16 protein-coding genes are annotated in these 23,718 nt (G+C 64.1%); 6 read left to right on the top strand and 10 right to left on the bottom strand.

Features of this window, described 5'->3' with window-relative positions; genetic code table 11:
• Positions 1 to 29: 29 nt before the first annotated feature.
• From A0W70_RS07170 to A0W70_RS07180, 3 genes are read right to left on the bottom strand one after another with little or no spacing between them, the layout of a single operon-like run.
• On the bottom strand, positions 30 to 383 hold the full coding sequence (locus A0W70_RS07170; protein ID WP_070988542.1) for a rhodanese-like domain-containing protein: 354 nt from the start codon (positions 381 to 383) through the stop codon (positions 30 to 32).
• A gap of 2 nt (positions 384 to 385) precedes the next feature.
• Complete coding sequence (locus tag A0W70_RS07175; protein WP_070988543.1) at positions 386 to 829, bottom strand: hypothetical protein; 444 nt, start codon at positions 827 to 829, stop codon at positions 386 to 388.
• The gene (locus A0W70_RS07180) at positions 826 to 1,203 is read right to left on the bottom strand and encodes an ArsR/SmtB family transcription factor (protein ID WP_070988544.1); all 378 of its coding nucleotides are present in this window, start codon (positions 1,201 to 1,203) and stop codon (positions 826 to 828) included. The genes A0W70_RS07175 and A0W70_RS07180 overlap by 4 nt, the downstream gene beginning before the upstream one ends.
• A gap of 304 nt (positions 1,204 to 1,507) precedes the next feature.
• Between A0W70_RS07180 and A0W70_RS07185 the strand changes: the two genes are divergently transcribed.
• The 3 genes from A0W70_RS07185 (at position 1,508) to yghU (ending at position 3,910) form a co-directional block, all read left to right on the top strand.
• Positions 1,508 to 2,092 (top strand): TetR/AcrR family transcriptional regulator, encoded by a 585-nt coding sequence (locus A0W70_RS07185; RefSeq protein WP_070988545.1) that lies wholly within the window; start codon positions 1,508 to 1,510, stop codon positions 2,090 to 2,092.
• 342 nt (positions 2,093 to 2,434) lie between these two features.
• The gene (locus A0W70_RS16420) at positions 2,435 to 2,863 is read left to right on the top strand and encodes a GFA family protein (protein WP_083330845.1); all 429 of its coding nucleotides are present in this window, start codon (positions 2,435 to 2,437) and stop codon (positions 2,861 to 2,863) included.
• A 171-nt stretch (positions 2,864 to 3,034) separates the two neighbouring features.
• Positions 3,035 to 3,910 (top strand): glutathione-dependent disulfide-bond oxidoreductase, encoded by an 876-nt coding sequence (yghU, locus tag A0W70_RS07190; protein ID WP_070988546.1) that lies wholly within the window; start codon positions 3,035 to 3,037, stop codon positions 3,908 to 3,910.
• 634 nt (positions 3,911 to 4,544) lie between these two features.
• On the opposite strand, the gene A0W70_RS07195 is transcribed toward yghU, so the two are convergent.
• Genes A0W70_RS07195 through A0W70_RS07205 form a run of 3 tightly spaced genes read right to left on the bottom strand, consistent with a single transcriptional unit; the run spans position 4,545 to position 10,441 of the window.
• Positions 4,545 to 6,797 carry a DEAD/DEAH box helicase gene (locus A0W70_RS07195; protein WP_070988547.1) on the bottom strand — a complete coding sequence of 751 codons (2,253 nt, stop codon included), beginning with the start codon at positions 6,795 to 6,797 and terminating at the stop codon, positions 4,545 to 4,547.
• A 12-nt stretch (positions 6,798 to 6,809) separates the two neighbouring features.
• Positions 6,810 to 8,153 (bottom strand): ATP-binding protein, encoded by a 1,344-nt coding sequence (locus tag A0W70_RS07200; protein WP_070988548.1) that lies wholly within the window; start codon positions 8,151 to 8,153, stop codon positions 6,810 to 6,812.
• Positions 8,150 to 10,441: a tellurite resistance TerB family protein gene (locus A0W70_RS07205; RefSeq protein WP_175443077.1), complete on the bottom strand. Its 2,292-nt coding sequence runs from the start codon at positions 10,439 to 10,441 to the stop codon at positions 8,150 to 8,152. The genes A0W70_RS07200 and A0W70_RS07205 overlap by 4 nt, the downstream gene beginning before the upstream one ends.
• 309 nt (positions 10,442 to 10,750) lie before the next feature.
• Between A0W70_RS07205 and A0W70_RS07210 the strand changes: the two genes are divergently transcribed.
• The gene (locus A0W70_RS07210; protein WP_070988549.1) at positions 10,751 to 11,140 is read left to right on the top strand and encodes an antitoxin Xre-like helix-turn-helix domain-containing protein; all 390 of its coding nucleotides are present in this window, start codon (positions 10,751 to 10,753) and stop codon (positions 11,138 to 11,140) included.
• Between the two features lie 241 nt (positions 11,141 to 11,381).
• Here the strand turns inward: A0W70_RS07210 and A0W70_RS07215 are convergent, their stop codons facing one another.
• The 4 genes from A0W70_RS07215 to A0W70_RS07230 are packed head-to-tail and all read right to left on the bottom strand — an operon-like array spanning position 11,382 to position 16,382.
• Complete coding sequence (locus A0W70_RS07215; protein WP_070988550.1) at positions 11,382 to 12,893, bottom strand: hypothetical protein; 1,512 nt, start codon at positions 12,891 to 12,893, stop codon at positions 11,382 to 11,384.
• Positions 12,893 to 13,837 carry an ATP-binding protein gene (locus A0W70_RS07220; RefSeq protein ID WP_070988551.1) on the bottom strand — a complete coding sequence of 315 codons (945 nt, stop codon included), beginning with the start codon at positions 13,835 to 13,837 and terminating at the stop codon, positions 12,893 to 12,895. The genes A0W70_RS07215 and A0W70_RS07220 overlap by 1 nt, the downstream gene beginning before the upstream one ends.
• Before the next feature lie 2 nt (positions 13,838 to 13,839).
• Positions 13,840 to 15,708 carry a hypothetical protein gene (locus A0W70_RS07225; protein WP_070988552.1) on the bottom strand — a complete coding sequence of 623 codons (1,869 nt, stop codon included), beginning with the start codon at positions 15,706 to 15,708 and terminating at the stop codon, positions 13,840 to 13,842.
• Positions 15,699 to 16,382, bottom strand: a complete 684-nt coding sequence (locus A0W70_RS07230) for a hypothetical protein (protein WP_070988553.1) — start codon at positions 16,380 to 16,382, stop codon at positions 15,699 to 15,701. The genes A0W70_RS07225 and A0W70_RS07230 overlap by 10 nt, the downstream gene beginning before the upstream one ends.
• Positions 16,383 to 16,578: 196 nt before the next feature.
• Between A0W70_RS07230 and A0W70_RS07235 the strand changes: the two genes are divergently transcribed.
• Together A0W70_RS07235 and A0W70_RS07255 are read left to right on the top strand one after the other, a co-directional pair.
• The gene (locus tag A0W70_RS07235; protein ID WP_070988554.1) at positions 16,579 to 17,316 is read left to right on the top strand and encodes a tyrosine-type recombinase/integrase; all 738 of its coding nucleotides are present in this window, start codon (positions 16,579 to 16,581) and stop codon (positions 17,314 to 17,316) included.
• Positions 17,317 to 17,407: 91 nt separating this feature from the next.
• On the top strand, positions 17,408 to 23,542 hold the full coding sequence (locus tag A0W70_RS07255; RefSeq protein WP_139150781.1) for an HTH domain-containing protein: 6,135 nt from the start codon (positions 17,408 to 17,410) through the stop codon (positions 23,540 to 23,542).
• The last annotated feature ends 176 nt before the right edge of the window (positions 23,543 to 23,718 follow it).

Consider the following 23,718-nt stretch of genomic DNA (forward strand, 5'->3'; position numbering starts at 1 on the left):
GTGCCTGCGACGACACGCATTGTCCGAGTTCATGCGTGCGGCTCCTCGGGGTCATTGCCCGACTCGACGGGCAGACCGGCGGCCTCCCAGTCCTGTCGACCCTCGACGTACTCGCGCACGTCGCCGTAGCCGAGCGCATCCAGGCGAGCGGCGGCCTTGGCCGAGCGTTGGCAGGCGGTACTGCCGCAGTACACCACCACGGTGCGCTCGCGCTCCGGCAGGCGCCACGGCGCCTCGGCCTCGATGTCATCGGAGACGATGTGGATCGCTCCGGGCAGGTGATGCTGCTCGTAGGCCGCGCGGGGCAGGGTGTCGACCAGCTCGAAGTCCTGCCCCTGGTGCATCCACTCCCGCAGCGTCCCGCGGTCGATCGTTCGTGCCATGGTCAGGCCCTCCGGTCACGGAAGAGCAGGCGGCCCAGGCCCCACAGGAACAGGATGAACAACGCGTGGGGCACGAGGGCGGCGGGGATCAGTTTCGGGTTCACGCCCAGCCCGAGTAGGCCCCAGCCGTTGATCGGGAAGAACACCACCAGGGCCACGATCCAGAGGATCAGTCCCAGTCCCAGTGCCGTCGTGAACCGCAGGCGCGGGTAATCGAGTGCGACCCAGATAATCGACCAGAACGTCACGTACGCGAGGTGGAAGAGCAGGCCGACGGGCATTGGCAGGCCCTCGCCGAGCAGTACCTCGGCAAAAGCGAGACTCGGCGGCTGGGGCATCGGCGGGAGGCCCGCCAGGAACGCCGGCACCATGATCAGGGACAGGAGAATGCCGTTGACTACGCCGAGCACAGCGCCGCGGATCAGGAGCGCGGGTTCGGTACTCATCGGGATGGCTCCTCGTCGGTCATGGACTTCGCAGAATCGGAACTTGAACTGCCGGCGCCACAAACCGGCGCGCAGCGCCGACCCCCAACGGCCTCGGTGCAACAGGTTTCGCCCAGGAAATCCAGCAGTGCCTGCACGGCCGCGAAATCGGCGTTGTAGCGGACTTCGCGACCGACTCGCTGGCGCTGGGCCAGCCCGGCCAGCCGCAGTCGGTTCAGGTGGAACGTGGTGGCGTTCGGCGCAAGTCCCGCCGCGTCCGCGAGCGTGCGGGCCGGCGCGCCGTCCGTGCCGGCGGCCATCAGTGTCCGCAGTACCGACAGGCGGGCCGGGTGACCGAGTGCCGCCAACTGTTCTGCAGCTTCTATTTCAATCATCGTTGATATATTGAAAATACACCGGAATGCTGTCAACGACCCGTCTGTGCCGATTTTGAGTTGTCCCGTCTGTCCTGACTCGCACGGCGGTTGGGCAGGGGGAATGCAGGCGAACGTCTCGAAGACGTCCAGCACTCGCCACGAAGAATCCGCAACGCATGGTCCCCGGGGCTGGTGCCGGCCAACAGTGGCAGGGTGCACTGCCCGAAAGGATTTGCTGCGATCTTCTTCGGGGGTTTCCCACGGCGTAATCCGGAACAGGGGAGGGCTTGCGAAGTATAGACGACCGGTCTATTATAAGGTCATGGCTTACGATGATACACGCTCCGCCCTGATCGCCGCAGGCATGCGGGACATGCTGCTCGGCGGCTATGACAGCGTCGGGATAGCCGGCGTGCTCGCGCGAACGGGTGTACCCAAGGGCTCCTTCTACCACTACTTCGACAGCAAGGAGTCGTTCGGCCGCGCGATCGTGGAAGCGTACGCCGAAGAGTGGCGAGCCACCCGTCAGGCCACCTTCGCACGGGCCGCCCTCGGGCCTGTCGAGCGCCTGGAAGCGCATTTCCTTGAACTCGAGGAGGATGTCATCGCCCAGGAGGGCATGGGCGGATGTCTGCTGGGCAACCTCTCGCAGCTCATGGCCTCGCGCAGCGCCGTGCTTCGGCGCGCCGTCGAGACCGGTTTCCAGGAGTGGCAGGACGATATCGTAGGCGTGCTACTGACGGCGCAGTCGACCGGTGAGTTGCCGTCCACCGCCGATCCCGAGCAAATTGCCGCACTGGTCATCGAGGCCTACGAAGGCGCCCTTATGCGCGCCAAATCGCAGTCCTCCCTGATGCCCCTCAAGCGGTTTCGCGAAATAACCCTGAAGCGGTTGCTCGGCAGCTGAACTGAATCGAAGTGACGGCCTCTACCATCGCCAGCGAGATCGTTGAATCGAAATAATAGACGACCGGTCTACTTAGGGGAGAGCACGATGTCCATATCCGTTTCCGACAATGGCCGAGCTACCGGCACTATGCTGATTCTGGTCGCGGCGAATGGCGGAGCCGATTACGGCCGCCGCTTTCGGCCTTGTCGTCCTTGAACAGACGTTGGCGCCCCGACAGGTGTTAGGCGCCACCATCGTGATCGCGACGGTCACGGTATTAAACCGACCGCGCTCGGAGACATAAGGCGCTGCGTCGGAGTGGTTATAGCGTTCCAGGTATCGACAGCGAAGGGGAGAAGAATGGCTGAACTGACAGGGCATTGTTTTTGCGGCGCGGTGGTATGGCGAGCGGCGGGGCCCATGCTCTGGACGGCGCTTTGTCATTGCGAGGATTGCCGGCGTGCCGCCTCTTCCGATTATGTAAGCTGGTTCGGCGTCAGGCGTCAGTCGGTGGTCTGGCAAGGGCCGCGATCCTTTTATCGTTCGTCTGAAAAAGTGACGCGCAGTTTTTGCAAAACCTGCGGAACGCCGACCTCGTTCGAGACGGAAGTGTTTCCGCACGAGACGCTTCTTTATGCAAATACCCTGAACGATCCGGAGATATACGAGCCTACGGCCCATATCTTTTGGTCTGAGCGCTTGCCTTGGGTCCGGGTGAATGACGACTTGCCGAAACATCCCAAGGGTTTGCAGCACGCGGCCCAGTCAGGGAAAAGGCTGCTGGACTGATTCGCAAGAGCGGATTCCATGCGGGAATTCGGGTTGATGGAGTGCCCTCGGGGCGGCATTTCCGTTCGCGCCGCCGAGCTTGAAGTCCCCCCCGGGGTCCGAGAACAAGACAATCCACGCTGACGGGACCGCCTCGTCCGGCGGCCCAGTCGTATTTCTGGAGCGAGTCACATGAACGGAGAAACCGGTTACATCCCACCCCGCGTCTGGACCTGGAACGAGGTAAACGGAGGCAGCTTTTCCGCTACTAACCGGCCCATTGCCGGCCCGACCCATGAACAGGCGCTGCCGGTCGGGGAGCATGCATTCCAGCTCTATTCTCTCGCCACGCCCAATGGCGTGAAGGTAACCGTGCTGCTCGAGGAACTGCTGGAGCTGGGACACACCGAGGCCGAATACGATGCGTGGCCGATCCGCATCGGCGAGGGTGACCAGTTCTCCAGCGGTTTCGTGGAAATCAACCCCAACTCCAGGATCCCGGCGCTGGTCGACTACAGCGGCTGTCAGCCGCTCCGCGTATTCGAGTCCGGATCCATCCTGCTGCACCTGGCGGAGAAGTTCGGCGAATTCCTGCCCGCGTCCAGTCCCGAACGCATCGAAACGCTCAACTGGCTCTTCTGGCAGATGGGGAGCGCGCCCTACCTGGGTGGCGGATTCGGCCATTTCTACGCCTATGCGCCCGAATGGATGAAATACCCGATCGATCGTTACACCATGGAGGTCAAGCGTCAGCTCGACGTGCTCAACAGGCGGTTGGCCGACAACCGCTTCCTGGCCGGCGACCAATACACGATCGCGGACATCGCCAGTTGGCCGTGGTACGGGGAATTGGTCGCCGGCCGGCGGTACGACGCAGGAGAATTCCTGAATGTCGACGAGTATGGACATGTCCAGCGCTGGGCCAGTGAAATCAACGAACGACCGGCCGTCAAACGTGGTTGCATGGTCAACCGCACCTGGGGCCCCCCGGATAAACAGTTGCACGAGCGCCATGCCCCGAGCGACTTTACCGAACAGGTTGAGAGTAAGAGGGGCCACGACCGCTGAAACGGGGCACCGGCGAGTGCTTGTGGGCATTCTGCACGGGGGCGGCAGGCTGCTCGAGCTGGATCACGGCGCCGCCATGATCGTGTGCTCCCGCCCGGACGCCCGAATGAGCCGGATGGAGCTCGCCGGACGCGGCTGCTACGTCTGTTCCACGGTGTAAGGGGTGAGACCGTACCCCTTGATTCGAGTCACCGGTTACCGCCGTGGACCTCCCAGCCTTGCCAGCCCGCCCAGGGCACGTAACCGGTCTCGATCGCCAGCAGGCGCATGGCGGTCGGATTCGGCGGCGATCGGAGCGCCAGCGGCGAAACGTGTGCGGCGAGACGCAGCAGCGCCGCGCGGCGGTCAGATTGTCTATTCCGGTCAGCAGCTGCAGGGTGCGGATGCTGGTCAATCTGCCCATGTAGCCGTCCCGCAGGATTTCGGTGACGGCCGCGCTCATTGGTCGGAGACAGAAAACGCTAAACCTCAATCCCGTAATTTCAATGAGTTGCGTGATTGTTTTACACAAAGTACTTGAAAACAGGCAATTGCCGCGAAGCGTCGCCACGGCCTTGGGGCTTTGACAGAAAACGCTTTACCTCTGGACCACTACACTTAACGCCGACCCGGGGGCGTTGGTTTTACCGTCTTGTTACTGTCCAGACCGAGTAAGCCGGCCGGCGACTCGGATCGCAGCCTGCGTGTCCAGTCTCCGGGATGACCAGTCGACGTTAAGCAGATCCTCACCGAGGTATTCGTCGTACTTCTCCGTCTGTTTGTTCTGAACGCCGGATGCCAAATCCTCGGGGGAGGGCGCGGGGGCATCGCATATATCCCTCAGCTTCGCACGAACCTCAGATGGCTGGGCGTCCTTCACCCTCACGCAGATACCTTCCCGTTCGGAGTGCGTAGCCTTGCTCGTCAGAATCGCCGCCAACGTGTCCATAGCGATATCACCCGCCCATGGAAAGACGAGCGTGTTCTTCCCGTCTTCCACGAGGCACTCATCACGCAACCCAAGGCGCTGGAAGTGCTCTCGCCCCTCCGTGAAGAGTTCTTTCGCCTGAGTGTCGAGATAGACGGGGTCGGCCGCCCCACGATAGAGCTCGAACATCTTGTCCCGCACCTTGTCGTGTACCGTTCCGGGTGTACCGCCGAAACTGGGGGCGCGACCACCGGTAGCCCGGGCCAAGTCGATGCGTTTGTGGTCCGTATCGACATGCAATACCCGCCACCGACGACCGGAAAAGATGAGATATGACTCCTCCATGACCGGTCGGTCGATCGGCAACGTCCCGATGATCTTCCCGTCGACGGCCAGGGAGAACTCTTCCGGGGCGTTGAACGCGGAGTAGAAGCTGTAGTGGTTGACTATGCGTTCGCCGTGCTCGCCGTGAAGAAGCGTCCCGTCGCGGCTTTGCATCAGCAGCCGAGCCGCGCCCATCTGTCGAAGCAACGCCAGGAAGTGATCCTGGCTGACGGCGCTGAATGGGGCACTTTCGCACAGCACGTTCCACAGTCCCTGGGCGGTGGCTCCGCCGTACTGGGCCACCACTGACAGGATCTGCTGGATGAGCGTGGACAGGTGCAGTGCGGAGACCCGCGGCGGCTCGGTCCAGCGTTCGAGCAGCAACTCCGTCATCGCAGCGGCCTGAAAGAGGGCGGGGCGCAGTCGGTCGGGCGGCGGCGTCTGATCGTCGATTCGGTCTTCCCGGATGTAGAGACGCAGGACCGCCGCATCGCCACGCCGACCGGACCGGCCCAGGCGCTGTCGCAGGCTGGCCACCTGATGCGGCGGACCGATCTGCGCAATGCTGGCGACCGCCCCGATATCGATCCCCATCTCCAGGGTCGATGTACATACCGCGGTGACCGGCTGGGTGCCCGTTTTCAGGGAGGTCTCGACGTGTTCACGCAGGTCCTTCGAGAGACTCCCGTGGTGGGGAAAGAACTCCACGGGCACGCCGAGGGAATCACACTCGCGGCGAAGCAGGTCGCCATAAACCTCCACATCCCGCCGCGAATTCGCGAAGATCAGATTGTTCGTGCCACGCAAGGTCCGGAACAGGTGTCGGGCGATATCGACGACGTCGCCGTTCAGCGTATCGGCTTGGTCAACCTGTTCACCCCGTTCGTCACGCTCTTCCGCCTCGTTCGTCGACAGGGCGGGTGGCTTGTGCTCGTAGCCACGGACCTGCAGCTTCAATGCGGCTCCGGAATCCTCCGTGGAGACGATCGTGTCGACCTGCTCGCCGCCGCCTGGGCGAAGGAACTCGGCGGCGAGGCCCATGTCGCCGAGGGTGGCGGAAAGTCCCACCCGCGGCACGCGCCGCCGCAGGGTCAGCTCGAGTCGATGCATCAGGGATTGCAGCTGCATCCCGCGTTCGACGCCGATGAACGCGTGCAGCTCGTCCACAATGAGGTAGCGGAGGCGCTCGAAAAGTTGGGGAACGCGATGGCCGTGCGTGACGAACAGTGCCTCGAGCGACTCCGGGGTGATCAGGAGCACACCCTGCCGCTTACGGAAGAAGCGGTCCTTCTGTTTTCGGCCGACGTCGCCATGCCACGGCACCACCGGGATGTCCGTGCCCTCGACCATCAGTTCCAGGCGCTGGAACTGGTCATTGATCAGGGCCTTTAGCGGGGAGATGTATAGCGCAAGGCCTTCGCATTCGTAATGTCCCGGTTCGTCGCCGAGGAGACGGGAGAGGACCGGGAGGAACGCGGCCTCGGTCTTGCCGCCGGCGGTCGCCGCTGCAACGATGACATCCTGATCGCCCGCGACGAGAGTCGGAATCGCACGTTCCTGGGTCGGTGTGAGTGCACCCCACCCCTGGCGCCAGATCCACCGCTGGACGTGCGGATGCAGGGCCTCGAAGGCACGGGAAGACTCCGCGCTGGTCATCGACTTGGCAGCCTAAAGGCGGAAGGTCTGGAGTTCGTCGTCCGAACCGTCCTCCTGGCGCGGCTCAGTGGTCGCTTCGTCCTCGGCGTCACCAGCCGGCATCGCCTCGATCTCCTCCGCTTCGTCCGGCTGCACCTCGACTGTCCCGATGAGCTCGCGCCAGTCCTGATCGGGATTCTGCTCAAGCACGGACAACAGGTTCACGAACTCCTTGATGGAGTTTCGCGGTGTCGTGAAATACGCGGCCCCGATCCGCTGGTGGCAGTGGTCCATGAAGGCATGCAGGGCGTCATCCGGCACGAGATATTGGGATTCATCGCCGCCGGCCATGACATGGCGGATTTTGGTCAGGAGGATATAGAGGTCTTCCTGCGTGAGATTGCCGAGGCGGATGACCGGACCGCTGTAGTCCACAAGGCCGTCCCGGGCGAAACGGTTTTCGGCCAGTCGGGTCTGCAGGGCCTCGTAGCTGTAAAGTCCGCGTCGCGGATCCATCAGGAACTCCGGCGTGCCTCCCATGAGGAAGCCGAGGCCCTCGGCGTGCCCCTGCAGCGTGTCGTTGAGTATGCGCAGGATCTGCTCGTAGTTGCTCTTTCGGGCTTGGCTGCTGGACAGCTTGAACAGATTGACCATTTCGTCCATGCCGACGAGCAGGCCCTGATAGCCCGCCAGACGAACGAACCGGGCCATCAGCTTGAGATGGTCGTAGCAGTTGGCGTCGTCGATGATCGTGCGGACGCCGAGGGCCTTGCGGGCATCGGTCTTGGTCGAGAACTCCCCGCGCAGCCACCGGACCGCGTCCATCTTGAGCTGCTCGTTGCCGCTGTCGTGCCCTCGCCAGTAGGCCTCGATCACCAGGGCGAAGTCGTAACCGCCGGTCATTTCGGTCAGGTGACCGAGGCGGTCGTGTATGGCCGATACGGGCGACTCTCCACTCGAACGCGCCTGTTTCAGGCTCTCCGAGACGAAGCGCTCCGCGATACTGGCCAGCGCACCTCCCTCGGGCTTGGAGCGCGTGGAGATGTTCCGCATCAATTCGGCATAGAGGGCTCGGGCCTGGCCTCCGGTCGCATGCAGGCGGCGGTCCGGCGTCAGGTCGGCGGAGGTCGCAACCAGCTTCTTCTCGAGCGCGATCGAATGGATCAGATTCAGGAAGAACGTCTTGCCGGACCCGTACTCGCCGATGATGAAGCGGATGCTCGACCCGCCATCGGCGATATTGTGGATGTCGCGAAGGAGCGCCTCGACCTCGTCGGCCCGGCCGACCTGGATGTGCTGCTGGCCGACCCTCGGTACGACACCGGCACGCAGGGAATCAAGAATGGCTCGACGTTCCTTCTCGCGTATACGGCTCATTGGACCATCTCCTGGTAGATTTCACGATCGAGTGCGTAGAGGTCGCCGTCCTCCTCGATGCAGGGCGCATCGCAATGGTCGAATGCCGCCTCGTTGATGGTGTCCAGCGCCCCGTCCAGCATCAACCCATGGTGATGGGCGAGCTTCTCCAGCGCATCGCGTTCCCAACTGTCGTGTTCGCCCAGTCGCCGCAGCAGCGCCGAGTGTTCCGTATCGAGGCCGTCGATGGTTGGCACCGAAGCGTCGTCTGCCTCCGCGGGTTCCCCGGATTCGTCCGAACCGTCTTCCTCTCCGAAAACCCCGTGGAGGAGGGTGGACACCTGCGTTGTCTCGGCCAGCTTGCGCTGGAGTGCATCCGGATCCAGAGCGGATCGTCCACCCTCCGGTGTCGGCTCCGCTGCGGCGGCGCGCCGCCCGGGCTGCTCGGGGATGCTGTAGCCCTGTTGTGGGGTGGCGGGTTTCACGGTCACTGGGCCCGCGCTCACGCCGTGCAGATCAGATACCACCCGCTCCGGATCGAGGCCCAACTGCTTGTAGAGCTTCTGCAGGATTTTGACCTCACCGGGATCGACGTGTCCGTCCGCCGCGGCGATCGCGACAAGATACTCGCCGACGGTTCCGCGCTGCGACTCCGACAATTCCCCGATCTGCGCCTTGAGCCCGGCCATGCCGCGATCGTGCCGGAGTTGCCACTCCTTGTGTGCGTGCAGGCGGCTCCGTTCGCCCGCCTCCAGCGACAGGCTCGTCTCGATATGATGCTCCAGGTGCTGTTCCTCGGCCGAAGAGACCTCTCCGTCAGCGACGGACACCATCGCCGCCAGTCGCATGACCAGTGCAGCGGCCTCGAAGGCCGGTGAGGGGGCGCTCGGTGCGTCGTGGTCCTGTCGAAACACTACCAACTGCTCGTCGGGGTCTGGCTTTAGGCCGCTGAACCGGACATCCGGTTCCATACCGTAGCCAGTCTTCTCGAGGAGCTGCGCGAGTAACACCGATTCCTTCTTGGAGAACCTGTCCGGCTTATCGACCGGGAAGTCCTCGATCAGCTCACCAACCGGAACGAAAGTCCATTCGCGACCTTCTGCGTGGCGGTCGAGCGTCGCCCGAAGCGCTTTGAGGCCGGGATGATCCACCGACCCGGCAAGTTCCGTGGGCAGGAGCGCGACTGCGTGCAGGCTCTCGCGGCCGTTGCCGTCTTTACCCAGGAAGCGGCTGTAGGAATCGAGCTTGTCGGTGGCCTGCTCCGCGATATCGGTGAGCAGCGTGCGCGGACGCTTGAGAATCGTGATGTCGGGTAGGGCAGGCCCCTTGTAAAGATCCACTGCCCCGCGCATGCCTCCGGATGCCGGATGATATTGCGCCCGCACGGGTGTCTTGTTTGGTTTGACGACAATTCCCTCGCCGTGGCGCTCCCGGTAAAGGGACTCGAACAGCGCCCGGAATTCGGATGGACAGCGCCTCGCCGGCGTGCGCAGACGGATCTCCGGGTGATGAATTACCCACGCCAACGCCCATTCTGCCGGGATCGGCTTGCCCGCCTTGCTGAATTGTCCCAGTCCGACTTTCAGCGATGCCGGGATCTCATGTCCCGAAGTTGCGGAAACGGGCGGGGCGTTGGTGAGGTCGCGGTCGCCCCCGCCCAATTCGATCGCAGCCAGGAACTCCTCGGCGTAACGGGCAAAGGACCGATTGTCGCCATAAAGCTGCAACAGGCGCTCGACTTCAGCACGGATCGCGAGACGTTCTTCGGGATCATCGGCCCCGCTTCGGTGATCGTGCAGCAGCCGCCTTTCCAACCCGTAGAAGTACAGAAAGACGTAGCCAATGTACGCCCGCGGGTCCTTGCGGCCCTTAGCCAGCCATTCCAGATAGGCGGCGCGGCAGCGCGGTCCGATGTCCGCGTAGGCGGGCCAGTAGTCCATGCCGGCTCCGTCCCGAGCGGGGCGGGCGCGATCCACCTTCAGATTGGGGTCGATCAGGGCGGGCTCGGTTCGGTAGCCATCGACGGAGGCCAGATCACGACCGACGTACAACAGGCCACCGTCGAGCGAATAGTCTTGCACGGTCGTCGCGCGGCCAGCGGGAAGCCAGAACTGGCGGAAGTTTCGGCTGAGCTTCCTTCTCGTATTCCTGCGCCCAATGCTGTCGCCGCTCGAGGAAACCTGAACACGAACGCCGTTGTCGCGCGTCGGCCGTCGCGACTCGCGCGGCGAGTTGATGGATTTCTTGTCCGAACCGCTCAACCAGATCAGACCTCCGGCGACCAGGGCGATGATGACCAGGTATTCCAATAAAGCGTCCTCGCGGTTTTCGTTATTTACATGCCCTGAGGCGGGTCCGGATGCGTCGGCGTGCCGTGGCCGGGAGGCGCCCACCTTGCCGGATCGACTGCGCGCTAAGCCTAGCATCACCGGGTCGACCGCTGACACGGGTCCCGGAGCCACCGGTGGTTTCTTTGCAGCGGCGGGCCGGTTGTCCTACGTTCGATTCGGCGGGGGACTTCTGGGCGCTGGCGACACGGCTGCCCCGCCGGCCGATCGGCGCCGAAGAGCAGTGAACTTGCCAGTGGAGGGAACAGCTGGCGGCTCCGGGAGTGACGCATGGAGGATGGCACGTGTGATGATCTGCGCAAGTGGCACACGCGCCTCGTGGCCGGCATGAGCGGTGCCGAGGCGCAGCGCCTTTTGCGCCAAACGGGCCTCAAGGACGCCGAACTGGCGTATGTGCTCGGCATTTCCGTCTCGACGCTTCGCCGCCGCTTCCGCCAACGGCGCCTGCGTTCGCACGAGGGCGACTGCCTGTATCGCCTCACCGTGATTCTGGGCGCTGCCCCCGTAGCGTGGCTTCGGCAGGCGCAACCGGACCTGGACGGTCTAAGGCCCCTCGAGGTGATCCGAACCGAGGTCGGCTATGAGCTGATCCGCGACATGCTCGCGGCGGACGCCCGAAGCGGGCCCGGTATGGAACCCGATCGGCCTTCGCCTGCGTAACGCGCAGACGCGAGAAAGGCAGTGCACGCGGCGTTGAACCGCGGAGTTTGGCGCGGTAACGTCTGATCAACAAAGCCCGCCGGGGCTATGCCTTCATGCCAAGGTATCCTCAAACAGGCGGGTTACTTTTCCCTTCGCTTCTTCTGGGCTGGCGCGCATAGCCTAGCCCCGCCCCGGGTCGTCCACCTGCCCAACGGTCCGCGACCAAGCCACCAACGGGCTGGCCCGCGCGGCGCGGTCGCTAGGCCGGGCGCCCGATCCCCGGGAAGGGGACGGTCGTCGTCAGAAATTGCCGGAATCGCTTGTGCAGTTCGAGGAACGCCTCGTACGGGAGGCCGTCGCGCTCGATCTCGAAATCGAAGGCCGTGATCACGCCCGCATTCGGCCCGCAATGGTGCCGGTGGAAGGTGCGACACCGGGAGCCGGTGCGTGGTCCCGTGGGCACCGTACACATGTCGAGCGGGTGCTCACCCTCGTAGTAGAACGTGAGGCGCTCTCCCGAAACGGCGCTCGCGTACCAGTGGTCGGGCGGAACCGCCTGCGCCCGCGCGCGACGAAATGCGCCGGCGTCATGGTTCTCCCGGTAGTGCCGCAGCTGTTCACACCACTCGTTCAGGAACCGGTAGAGCACGACGAACTGGCTCTCGAGCTGTCTGCGGATCAGCCACGCGCGGAAACCACTGCCCGGATAGCTCACGCGACCGTCTTCGTGGCGGACTGCGGGCCACCAGATCGGTGCGGGCTCCGGTCCCTGTGCCTGTTCGTAGAAGGGGTAGGCCTCGAGCTGGCGCGCGAAAAAAGGAGCGTAATGCCGCGCCGCGGCACGGAAAAACCACAGACTCAGCGCCATGCATTGGGGGCAGGGATCCGGTCCGTCGAGCAAGTGCTCCGGGCGCAGGTGGCGGTAGCTGGTGACGTGCGGACGGTGGCGGGGCGCGCGCCGCGAGAGCCAGGCGACGATCGCCCGCGTCACGGCATAGTCGGCCGTGAGCACCGAACGCGGTGGGGCGGAGGGGCCGGCGTTGCGGCTGGCCCTCGGCATCACCGAGGCCAACGTCGGATCCGTTTCCGAGAGTCGGGTGGTGCGGTGGGCAAGGGGCAGGCGGCGGATATGCAGGGCATCGAGCTCGTCTGCGCGGAACGCCCGGCAACGATGCGCCTGAAAGGCCCCATAGAGCGGTGAGTCGAGGCTGATCTCCCGCCAGGCGGGATCGATCAGCGGTGGTGGGAGACGCCCTGGCAGGCCGAGCAGATCGTGCGTCTCGCCGGTCTCGCGCATGAACCGGTGGATCTCACCAATGGGACTGCAGTCCAGGTCCGCGATCACATCTGGAAGGCGCTCGAACGGTACGCACCCGCAATGGGGGCAGTCGCGTGCTGCGAGCTTTTCCCAGGGCGGCCACGGTCGGGCACAGACCGGACAGCATTCGGTGAACGCGCAGTGATGGATCGGGCAACGCTCGAGCCAGGGCAGGGCATAGACATCCGAGTGGTAGAGCGCGGCGGCGCATGCGGGACACTGCCGCGGGCTGCGCCCGCGCGCCGGCGATGCGCCGTCGCCGTCATTCGCCGCCTGCAGTGCCGCGACCCGCTCGAACAGCGAGCCGCGGTCGGGCACAACGCGGCGCAACGTCACTTCGATGGCTGATAGCGGGATACCCGGGTTGGCACTGAGGCAGCGGCGCAGCATCGAATAGCGGCTCTCGTAGGGGCGCTCAAAGAGCCGGCCGAGATTGACGAGGAAGGGCTCCATCAGGCGGGGCGAACCAGTGCGGGCACGAGCCCCGAGATGCGCACGCACTCGTGCACCATCTCGTCGTCGAAGGCCTCCACGCCGAGATCGGCGAGGAAGTCGGTCAGCAGGGTGTTCACCGTCGCGACGAAGTACTGCATCCCCCAGGAGTCGATCGCGTAGGCGGTCTGGTACTCGCGAAAAACCCGCCACAGATCGCCGGCGAGCGAAGCCAGGCGCCATCCCTGCTGTTCGGCCTCGGGCAGGAAATAGCCGGTGTAGGTGGGACCGTCGGCGGGGTAGCGCAGGCGATCGTACTGAGAGAGACAGAAGTGCACCTGCTCCCGGGAAGTCAGGCCGGGGAAGGTCGTGCGCTGGGCGAAGAAGCGCCCATGGATATGCGCGTAGCGCGGTTGCTCACACGCCTCGAGCAACTCGCTCGACTCCTGATCGTTACCGACAAAAAAGTGGGTCAGTGCCATGTCGAGCAGCCGCAGCCGGTCGTGGAGCTCGGCGAACGGGCCGAACTGCAGGGGCGTCAGGCGCTGCATCTCGTCGACGATCAGCACCGCATAGCGGCTGTCGCTCTCCACGGCCCGGTCGGCGATGTAGTGCAGGAACCGGTCGGCGAGGTGGTCTGCCCGGTCGTGGTTGGCCGAGCGCAGCCCGACGCTCCAGCACAGCTGGCGAAAGACCGTCATGACCGTGTGCTGGTCGCGAAGGGGCATCGAGACGTAGTAGACCGGGATCGGCGTGTTATCCCGCGCGCGCAGTTGCGAGGCGAGGGTGCGCACCGCGGTCGTCTTGCCCACGCGCGCGGCGCCCAGGATCAGCCCGCCGGTGGCCCCGGTCCACAGCCAGCGATGCAGCTCGTCGCGCAGGCCCTGGATGGCCGGCGTCTCCAGGTGCAGGCGGTCGTGCTGGAAGACCGGATGGTCGTAGAAATCGCGGGCGCTGCGGTCCATGGTCAGCCCCGGTGCGCGGCGCGCGTCGGATGCCAGACATGGCGCCGCGCGGGCTCGGTGGCCGTGGGTTCGCCGCCCTCGAGCACCAGCCCGGAACTGCGCCCGCCGGTGAACTCGGTGTAGACGCGCAGCAGGGACAACGCGTTGGTCGGCTCCGCGCGGTGCTCGAGCAGGTATCGAAAGTAGGCGGCCAGCGGGTCGCGCGCGCCGAGGCGATGGCGCGCGGCGTTCTTGTGGATCCACTGGCGGGTCGCCAGCGTATGCGCGAAACGCTGCCACGGCGTGGAGACCTGCAGCTCGCCGAGATCGGCGCCGGCGAGCGTGTAGGCGTGCAGCGTGCGGATGTCGCGCCGATCGAACTCCACCCGCACACGCGTTTCCTGCCCGGCGACGTGGACCAGTCCCGCACCATGGTAGCGCGCGTAGGCGAAGTTGATATGCGGGCGGCGATGCTCTTCGCGGTACCAGTGCAGGCGCACGACGGTACTCGACAGCAGGGGATGCCACTGGCGGGCGAGGAGGGCGGGCACGAAGCGCACGAAGTGCGCCCGGCAGTGGTGGCGGAAGACTTCCAGTGGCGCGGCGTCGCCGAGCGCGGCCTGCGGTGTCACGTTGTGCTCGGTCAGCAACACCGCGAGCGCCTCGTCGAGCGCCTGGAAGGTCATCACCGGCGGCTGCTTGCGGTTCGCGCGCGACTCCCGCTCGCGGTCGGTGGGATGCGAACCGGTGGTGGCGGCGGGGCGGTGCGTGCCCGCCTGTGCGAGGTAGTCGAACACCGCTTCCACGCGCTGGCGCACGGTCGGCACGCCCGGCGGTCCGAAGCTCAGCGTCGCGCCGAACCGCCCGCACAGGAGGTCGACGATCGAGTGCGCCTGGTGCATGAGCGCGTTGTCGAGCTGCACGGTGCCGAAGCTGATCGGGAAGGCCTCGTCGGACGCGGCCGGGAAGCAGGCGCCCGGCGCATAGCGAAGCCCCGGGGTGGTCAATGACGGCGGCCGCCACGGGCGGACGCAGCGGTCGATCAGCGTCAACAGATCCTGCTGATTCGGCTGGCGCGTGGGCGCGAGGTGGTAGCCGAGCACGCAGCGCGTATCGACGTCGATGGTCACGAGCACGCTGGCGCGCGCGATGCGCAGCGGAATCAGCTCATCGTTGAGCAGCAGGTGCACGCGGTTGCCGAGATCGAGGATGTGCTCGTCGATCTGCACGGCGCGCAGCGCGCGGTGCCCTGGATCGCCCGGCATCGGGCGGGGCGTGGCGCGGCGTCGGCGCTGCAGGCGCGCCTGTTCGAGCTCGGCGGCGCGTCGCTGCGCGTAGCGGCGCACGGACTGGTAGGCCACCGAGGCAGTGGTGTAGGGGTAGCGATCGCGCGGCCAGTGGAGCTCGGCCAGCAGGCGCTTGAATTCGCCATGCACGGCGTGGGGCGTAAGCCTCTGGGCGAAGGCGGCATCGCGGTGGCGGGCCTCGATCAGGCCATCGAGACCCTCGCGCACCGCCGGCGCGGCCTCCAGCAGGGCGCGGAAGGCACAGGAATCCCCGCCCGCGCGGGCATGCGTCGGCAACGCCCGTCGACGGCGGCGTTGGTTGACGTTGGCGTGGGGCACGAGCCCCAGGGTGAGTGCGGGCGCTTCGCCGTCCTCGCCTGCCAGGCAGCGATCGAGGATCTGGCCGACGCGGGCCGGGCTCAGCGAATGCGCGCGGGCCGCGGCCTTCAGCGCCTCGCCCGCCAGCACGCAGGCGACGACCTGCTGGTTGCGCATGAACCCCCGCTGCTGGCGACTCGAGAGCGCCTCGACCGGGATCGCCGGCCACTCGGCGAGATCCCGCAGCCGCGGCTGCTGCTCGAGGCGAGCGCGCCAGCTCAGGTGCATGGCCCGATCTCCGTGTCGAAGTCGAGCCTCCGCTCGGTAAGGCTTGCGCGCAGGTGCCCGCGGTGGACCAGGCGCAACAGCGCGATCTCGTGTGTGTAGGTGCGCTCGCGATCGCCCGCATCGACCAGGTCGCCGAGTGTGCACGGGCCCCGGTTGGCCAGGCGCTCGAGCACGGCATACTCGGCCTCGGCCGTCTCCAGCGTCCGTGACTGGTGCAGGACGCGCACGATCTCCGCCCAGTTCTCGGCCTCCGTCTCGCGCTCGAACACCGACTCGTTGCTGATGACCTCGAACTGCAGGCCGCGCGCGGCGAAGAAGTGCGCCAGCGGTTCACGCAGTTCCTCGCGCAGCACGCCGCGCGGCTTGATCTCCACGACGCGCCGCGGTCCCGCGTCGCTCACCACGTAGCAGTCGGGGGTGTAGAGCTGGCGGCGCACGCGCAGGCGAAAGGGCTGCGGCACGTAACCGCTCACGGCGGGGGCGCCCTCGAGCAGCGCGGCGTGCAGGTGCTCGGCCCGGCTGTGGAACTCCGAGAGGTGGGGGTGCTTGAGCATCCACTGCAGGCGCAAGTCGGCGGCCGTGCGCAGGCGCCGCGCCGAGCGCTGCTGCTGGGGCGCGAGCGTCTCCGCCGTCACCGTGCGGGCGAGGGCGGGGTCGAAGTCGGGCGTCGCCATCGGCCGTCCCCGTAGCGGGGGTCGCGCTTCTGAGTATAGTCCGCGGGCGCGATCGGGCCAGGGTCGAGGTCTGCACCAGAAACGCATACAACGGTGCACCGCGCGCGGCGCCCGTTTTTCGGCTATCGTGGGGGCATCACGGCGCCCGCGTGGCGGTGGAAACGGTGCGTAAGCTGCACCGGAAATCGGAGGGGAAATGGTGCAGATTCAGACGGGCGGAGGGCGGTTTCCGCGCCGCCGCGGCCAGCGCCTCTTCCAGGCGCGCGCCGAGCCTGCCGCGACGTTCCCGATCGAGACCGTGCGCATCGACTGGGAGCGCCTGGTCGCCAAGCGCCCAGTCGTGCTCGAGACCATCGACGCGATGCCGGCCTATCTGCTCAAACCCGAGGTGCTTGGGCTCCTGGACGCCGAGAAGCACCCCACCTACCGCCTGATCATGGATCTGATGTGGGTCACGGGCGCCCGGGTGTCCGAGGTGCTCGCATTGACGCCGGCGAGCTTCATCGACGACGGCTATGACTTCGGCGTGGTGCTCAAGACGCTCAAGACCCGCCCGGGGCGACCGAGCAAGGCATCATTACAGCGCTCGCCCAAGCGCTACGTGCCGATCGCCGACACGCTCCTCGCCGACCGGGTGCAGAGCTACCTCTACGCCGGGCGTTTTCGAAAAGACGAGCGGATCTTCCCGATGGCGCGCCAGACCGTGAACCGCCACATCGCCGCCGCGGTGGAAGCCGTCGGCGGCGGGGCGCCGTTCTCGATCAGCGCCCACACCTTCCGCCACTCCTTCGCCGTGCACCTGCTGCTGCACGGCCGCCCGCTCAAGTACGTCAGCCAGCTGCTGGGGCACGCCTCGGTGGAGAGCACGGAGGTCTACACCAACGTGCTCACGATCGACGGGGGGCATTTCCTGGAAGGGGTGGAGTTTCATTGACCTCGGATCACGCCCACTGCAGTGTCCCGGGTGAGGCGGACTGGCCGGTCCAGTCAACGTCTGGAAAATGTTTGACGGATACGACGGAACAATGGACGAGCTCCCGCCACTGAATACAGGCAATCCGCCGGCATTCCACACGCTCGACGACGAACTGTTCGAGGAATTCTGTTGTGCTCTGCTCGACAATGAGCCGGGTATAAAAACAGCCGACCGGCATGCGACTCCAAGGAAGCCTCAGTACGGCGCCGATCTCATCGGCAATCGAGATGACGCCCGGCTGGAGATCATCTCCTGTAAGTGCTACAGCAAAGCGAAGAAGGGCGACATTCCGACGGCATGCGATGAGTTCCTGCGCTGGTGGGAAGCGCACTGGAAACATAAAGGCGTCACGCGATTTATCTTGGCCATCGCCGCCGACGTCCGCGCGACACCGCGGCGTCAGGAAATCGAACAACAGAGAGCCCGCTTCGAATCGCTAGACGTGGAATTTGAGGTATGGGGCCCGCGCACGCTCCAGGAGAAGATGCGCCGGCATCCGGGAATAGTCGCTCAGTATCTTGGGCCTGAGTATGTCAAGCGCTACTGCGGTCGACAGCAACCGCAGATCAGCGATAGCCCGATCGAGTCCGCTCTGCTGCAACAGCTGGCTCAGATGCAATCTGCACTTGCAGAGGAGGTGGATTCCGCGCTTGATGACGTCTCCGTCGAACTTAGGCACGGACGGGACGAGCGCGCTGACCGGGAACTGGACCGCCTCAGAAGCGACCCGCAGCGATGGGCCGCACTGTCCGTGGAATCCCGGGCGAGGGTAACTCGCCTTCGGGCACTGCGGGAATTGCGTTCCGGCACACCGGAACGTGCAACCGATCTGGCCGACGAGGCGGACGCGCTGGATGATGGAAAGGAAGGGGCGCGCTTGCGAGCCTCGCTGGCGGCCGAATCCGGTGATCTGGAAGGCGCTCTCGATCTGCTGGCTACCAGCACTGCGCCGGAGGATCTTCGGCTTCGTGCGAGTGTCTGGCTGGCACTCGAAAAACCCAAGCAGGCACTCGAGGAACTGGCCGGCCTTGCGGGTGCCGAGGAGTTCGCCTTGCAGGCCCATGCATTCGCCGTCCTCGGCCGGGGAGAAGAGGCCCGATCGTGCCTCTACGAGGGCGAGAAAATCGAGCCGAGTCTGCTCAACGTCCGGCGCGCCGGAATTGCAGTCCGCTACTGGCAAGCAATGTCGCCGGAGATGCCCTACCGCCTGGACGCTGGGCTGCACCCCGTCCCGCTCGGGCTGGTCCGTGCCGACGCGGAAACACAACAACTACTTGAACGTGCGTGCGGTCTCGCCCGGACAACACTCGAAGATCCGGCGCTCGCCCCCAACTGGACGGAAGAATTTGAAACATGGCAATTGGCGTGTCTCGCCAACCAGCGCGACAAGACGGACGAGGCAGAAGCGTATGCCCGTGCGCTGCTGAAACATCCGCGCCCACACTGCGGGGCTCTTGTATGGTCGATGGCTCGCGGCTACGCGATCGATCACCGGCGCGAAATCCGGCGCCTGGAACACATGCTCGGCGGCGGACCCGCCGAAGTCATTCATTTGACGGTCATGCTTGCTTTGGCCCTGGACCAGGGCAAGCCCCAGCGTGCAGAACGCGCGCTCTCCGATCATGCGGCACGCTTTCCCGGTCATGAGCAGTTGCTCGACCAGTGGCGGGTGATTGTTGCGGCCGAACTGCGCAACGAACATTCAGGCTCGTTGCCGCCCGTGCTCGCAGTCCAGCGGGCCGCCGAGGACGCAGACTGGAACGAAGTCGTTCGACAGATCGCGGACAGGCTCACGGAGTCCGATCTCACGTCCGCGTACATAGGATGTGAAGCCCTTGCGGCGAACGGCCAGTGGGCGCATATCGAACAATTTATACCAGCGCTCCTTGATCGGATCCAGACACCGGACGCGATCACGATGGCCTGTTTCGCGGCATACCACATGGACCAGCCGGAACGCGCACGGGATATCTCCGACCGCTATCGTGCGCATTTCGCAGACGCGAAGCTCCCTCTGTCGATTCGAAGAATTCGTCTTCACGGACTGCAGCAGTCCGGTAAGTTGCCCGAGGCCTACGAAGAGGCCGACGGGCTTGTTTCCGAAGGGAACCTCACTGACATTATCACGGCGGTCAACACGCGGCTCATCGCGGGCGATATCGGTGGAGCCGTTCCTCTGATTCGAAAGGTGGCCGGAGACTCAAACCTACCGCCGCAGACCGCACTCGAATACGCACGTGTGGTGCGTCATGTCGATCCGGATGTGGCCCGTGATCTTTGGAATCGAGTTCCGAAGGGGGAAATTCAAGGCCAGCTCGCGGAACTCGCCGTCGCCACTGCGTTCGAGCTCGGTCTCGACGATCAGGCTGGTCCCGTGATCAAAGCGCTCGCCCGCAACGCCGAAGACCCAAATTCGACCACGAAGACGATGACAATCGAGGACCTTCCCGGCTTCCTCGAACAGCAAAGGCGACACACCGAACACGTGGAACGTGAGTACCGACACGGTCGAATCCCACTGCACATCGCCTCTGATACATTGCACGTTCCGATGGCCGACTGGTTCAGCGAGGCATTTTCGGGGAGTCAGCAGTTTCCCTTGTACCTATTGCATGGAAATAGGGCGCTTGCGCGTCCAGGTGTCTCGACATCCACTTGCCGCCTGCGCCTTGACCTGACAGGCCTGTTAACTGCATTCCATCTCGAGCTTCTCGATGTACTCGAAAGGCGGTGGCATCCGATTGAGCTGCCGTTCTCTTTGCCTCAGACGCTGAACGGAATGGAACGACAGCTGCGCCAGATTCAGCCCGTCGAATTGCGAGCAAACGAGTTGCTCATATCGAACGTCGAAGCACAAAGAATCGGCGAGGTTGATGTTGAAAGCACTCGCGCAGGAAATGAGACTGAATACGCGGCATGCCAGGTCACGGTCGTCGAATACACCGACAACCTGGCTGGGCCAACCTCAGCGAACCCGCGACGCATACTGGACGTATTGGCCGACTTGCGGGTGGAATCGCCAGACCTGCTTGAGACTGCCGCATCCAATTTGGGCGTTATCGGGTCAGAAGAGCCGCTCGGTCCATATCCGAAACCCGGACAGGAGCTCGCGTTCTCGGGCAACACTATTTTGTTGTTCGCCCGCGAAGGACTCCTGCGGGCGCTGACAACGACATTCGCCGTTAACGTGGACAGTCGCTATCTGCAGATGGCGCGCGCGGAAGTCGCCGAACATCGCCGAAAGATGGGCGTTGCTGATCATCTCCAAATGCTCAGTGACAGGATAGCAAAAGGGATACAGAGCGGCGCATACCAGGTCCTGGGTTATCGGGATGCCGAGAGAACGGACGACGAAGAGGGAGACCGACAAGGCCCCGTAGGCGCGACCGCTCGCTGTCTCGTCGAAGCGATCAGTAGCCCGTGCCACCAGAGGACCGTCTTGTGGGTAGATGACCGCAATATAAACGGCTTCCGAGGCGCGGAAGCGCTCGACATCGCCTGCGTATGCGACATCTTGTCTTACCTGCGTGACGAGAATGAGATCACTGAGGGTGACTATTTCGCGCACTTGCTTCAGCTGCGTGAAGCCGGTGTACGCAATATTCCCGTCTCCTCCGAGGAAGTACTGTATTACCTGCGAGCTGCGCCCTGCCACGGCGGCCGCATTCAGGAAACCCGCGGATTGCAGGCCCTGAGACGCTGCCTCGCAGAGACCGCTCTGTCAGAAACGGTGCTCGAACTCGACCCTTCCCAGAGTGCTGGCGGCGATCGGGCTGACGAGCTTCCACTGCTTCAGATGCTTTGGCGCGTGCCTCGCGAGACGCTCGTGCGACTCTGGAACGACGATAGCGCCCACGGGAACGATACAACGGTAGCGTACGCAAACTGGATATACGAGACGCTGATCATTGACCACTTCTCGCGTCTGCCGCTGGGGGATGAGCCGCAAATACGCCGGCGACTCGCGGTGACGGGGCTGGCCGGATTCATTGTCGACGGACTCCAGATTACTCAGCATTCCGAAAACGATGGTCTCCGTGCCGCATATTTCGACTGGCTGGATGAGACAATACTCGCTCCGCATTTCCGGATCGAGCGCGCTATCATCACGGATGTCGCCGAGATGGTGGGTGACATCCTCGATGGACTCCTACGCGACGCCGAAAGCAGCGGATCGACCGGAGACCCTTTGCGACAGGACCAGGTCGCGGTGATCCTCGCAGACTACGTCCGGGCCCTTCCGGAACGCGTCCGCGATGCTCTCAGTGATCGGTCCGAGCTGATGCAGCGCCTTCCTCTACGCATAGGCCCGACCGTCGAAATCGGAGACGAAACGTTCGACGCAATCGCCTTCTTTGACGGCGTAGCTGTGGCTATGCGGGACGGACAAGCTCACATTCGTTCAGCCGAAGACCAGATTCTGTGTCTTGAGTGGAACCCCGAAAAGCCTGGGCGTATCAGCGGAAACGGCCGATCGTATTGGAATCTGGACGATCCTGGTCTGGAAGTGCTCGCAGACGACGTCGAGCGTCGACGTCGGGCGCTTCACGATCATCCTTCCTGGATCGACCGTGCGGCCGTTGATCGGATTTCAGCGATTGAGACAATCGCCGGCCTTGAAGAACCTCACGCGCGTATGCTTCGGCTTGATGACGAGCGCCGTGCGAGCGCCGAGTTCCAGTATCGTTGTATCGAACAGTCGGTCGCACGTCGGGAATCCATTGGTCCGGATCAGCTCAGTGTGATCTCGACTAATATGGTGCTGCGACATCTGCGCGTCGACCCAGATGCTGAAGGGTACAGTGTCGACGATGCCGCCGCTCAACTTCTAGACGAACTCGCGCCTGAGGATGCCATCCGCCGAATGGTGGGGCTGCCCATTGACCTGCCGCGGCCAATGGCGGAGGCATTGTGGCAGCTAGCGCCGTCGGTCCGGCACTCCTTGATCCACGAACTAGGCGCTCGTTCGGCATCACCCGTGCGCCAGATGCGCGCAGTCGAGTGGGCTCGGTCGTTCCCTGACTGTGAAGTAAGTGTCGAGCCGCTCATCGGTCATCTTTTCGAAGACCTCGAGCCGCGAACCAGGCTCCTGCACCAAAATGCCCTGTGGGTCGAGCGGTCATTTGAGGCCGATGGCTCCTGGCGTGATCTACCTCAGGATGTCCGCTTGCTTACCGTCTGGTGCCACGCCGAGCGTCTGACCAACCTATTGCTCCAGGCCGGCGTGAGCCCGGACTCGACAGCATCGATCGCCGCTCAGTGGACACCACGGGCCTTCGGTTCGTGGTTCAGCAGAGACCCGCTGGACGAGCACGCCCCCTGTAGCCCGCATGCCGTTCTCGACAAGTCGCTCGCCTGGACATTGGTCGGAACGGCGGTCGGTGACGCGGCGAACGATCTGCTTTCTGCCGAGCACCGCACCGCCCTCACAGAATCGATCAGTCATGTGACGGAGACCGGCTCACGCTGGCCAGACCCAGCGGTCATGGCTACTCCATCCCGTTCGAGTTGTCTCGACTGTATTATAGGGCGGGATCATCCGGCGCTGCGAGAGTCGCTCAACGATGCAGCCTTAGCCGAAAGGCTGGGTCCAGCTTTTCGTGAGGGTCTCGTGGGCGAAGCGCTTTCTGAGCTGGAGACCACCCCCTCCGACAGTCACGCATGGACGAAAATCCTGATTTGCCGACATGGGGAGTTGAAGACAGGTGAGATCGAGCGAATAGTACCAATACTCGAGAGGCTCGACATTAAGCAGCTAAGCGCGAACAACACCGACACGGCATTGGCGGTGATCGTATACCTCTGCCGATCTCCAACACTGATGGGATACGAATCTGCTCGGGCGAAAGCCGAAACGTTCTTGTTGAATTTGTCCTCCGAGTACAGCGGCCAAACAGCAGACAGTCATTTCTCACGGACCACAATCTCCGCGGATGATATATTGATTACGCTCAGCGATGCTTTACTCCACATCGTACGCAATTCGCGCAGCGCGAATTATCCCCAGCAATTAGCGACTCTCGTGGGTCGGATTGTGGAAACCTCGGCGGACGCTAAGCGACTGTGGCAATACTCCTTACCAACCATCGCCCGACAACTTCCGATCAACGCGGCTAAAGAGTTGTGGCCTTTGATACTGCGCTTACGCGCTGACTGCGACAGCTACCGCGCGAATAGTATTTAATCGTAAATCCTCTGCGCCGCGCCGGACAGGGTGGTGACGCCTAGCCACAGAAGCGGCACTTTCTGCAAAGATGAGGAGACATTTGGGAAAAGTCGTGGCCGCCTGCTGTATCCGTGGGAGGTAAGTCTCGCGGAAGCCCACTTTGCAAAAACCTAATAGCTCAATAGAGATCAGGC

The sequence above is a fragment of the Halofilum ochraceum genome (genome assembly GCF_001614315.2).
GTDB classification, from domain to species: Bacteria; Pseudomonadota; Gammaproteobacteria; order XJ16; family Halofilaceae; genus Halofilum; species Halofilum ochraceum.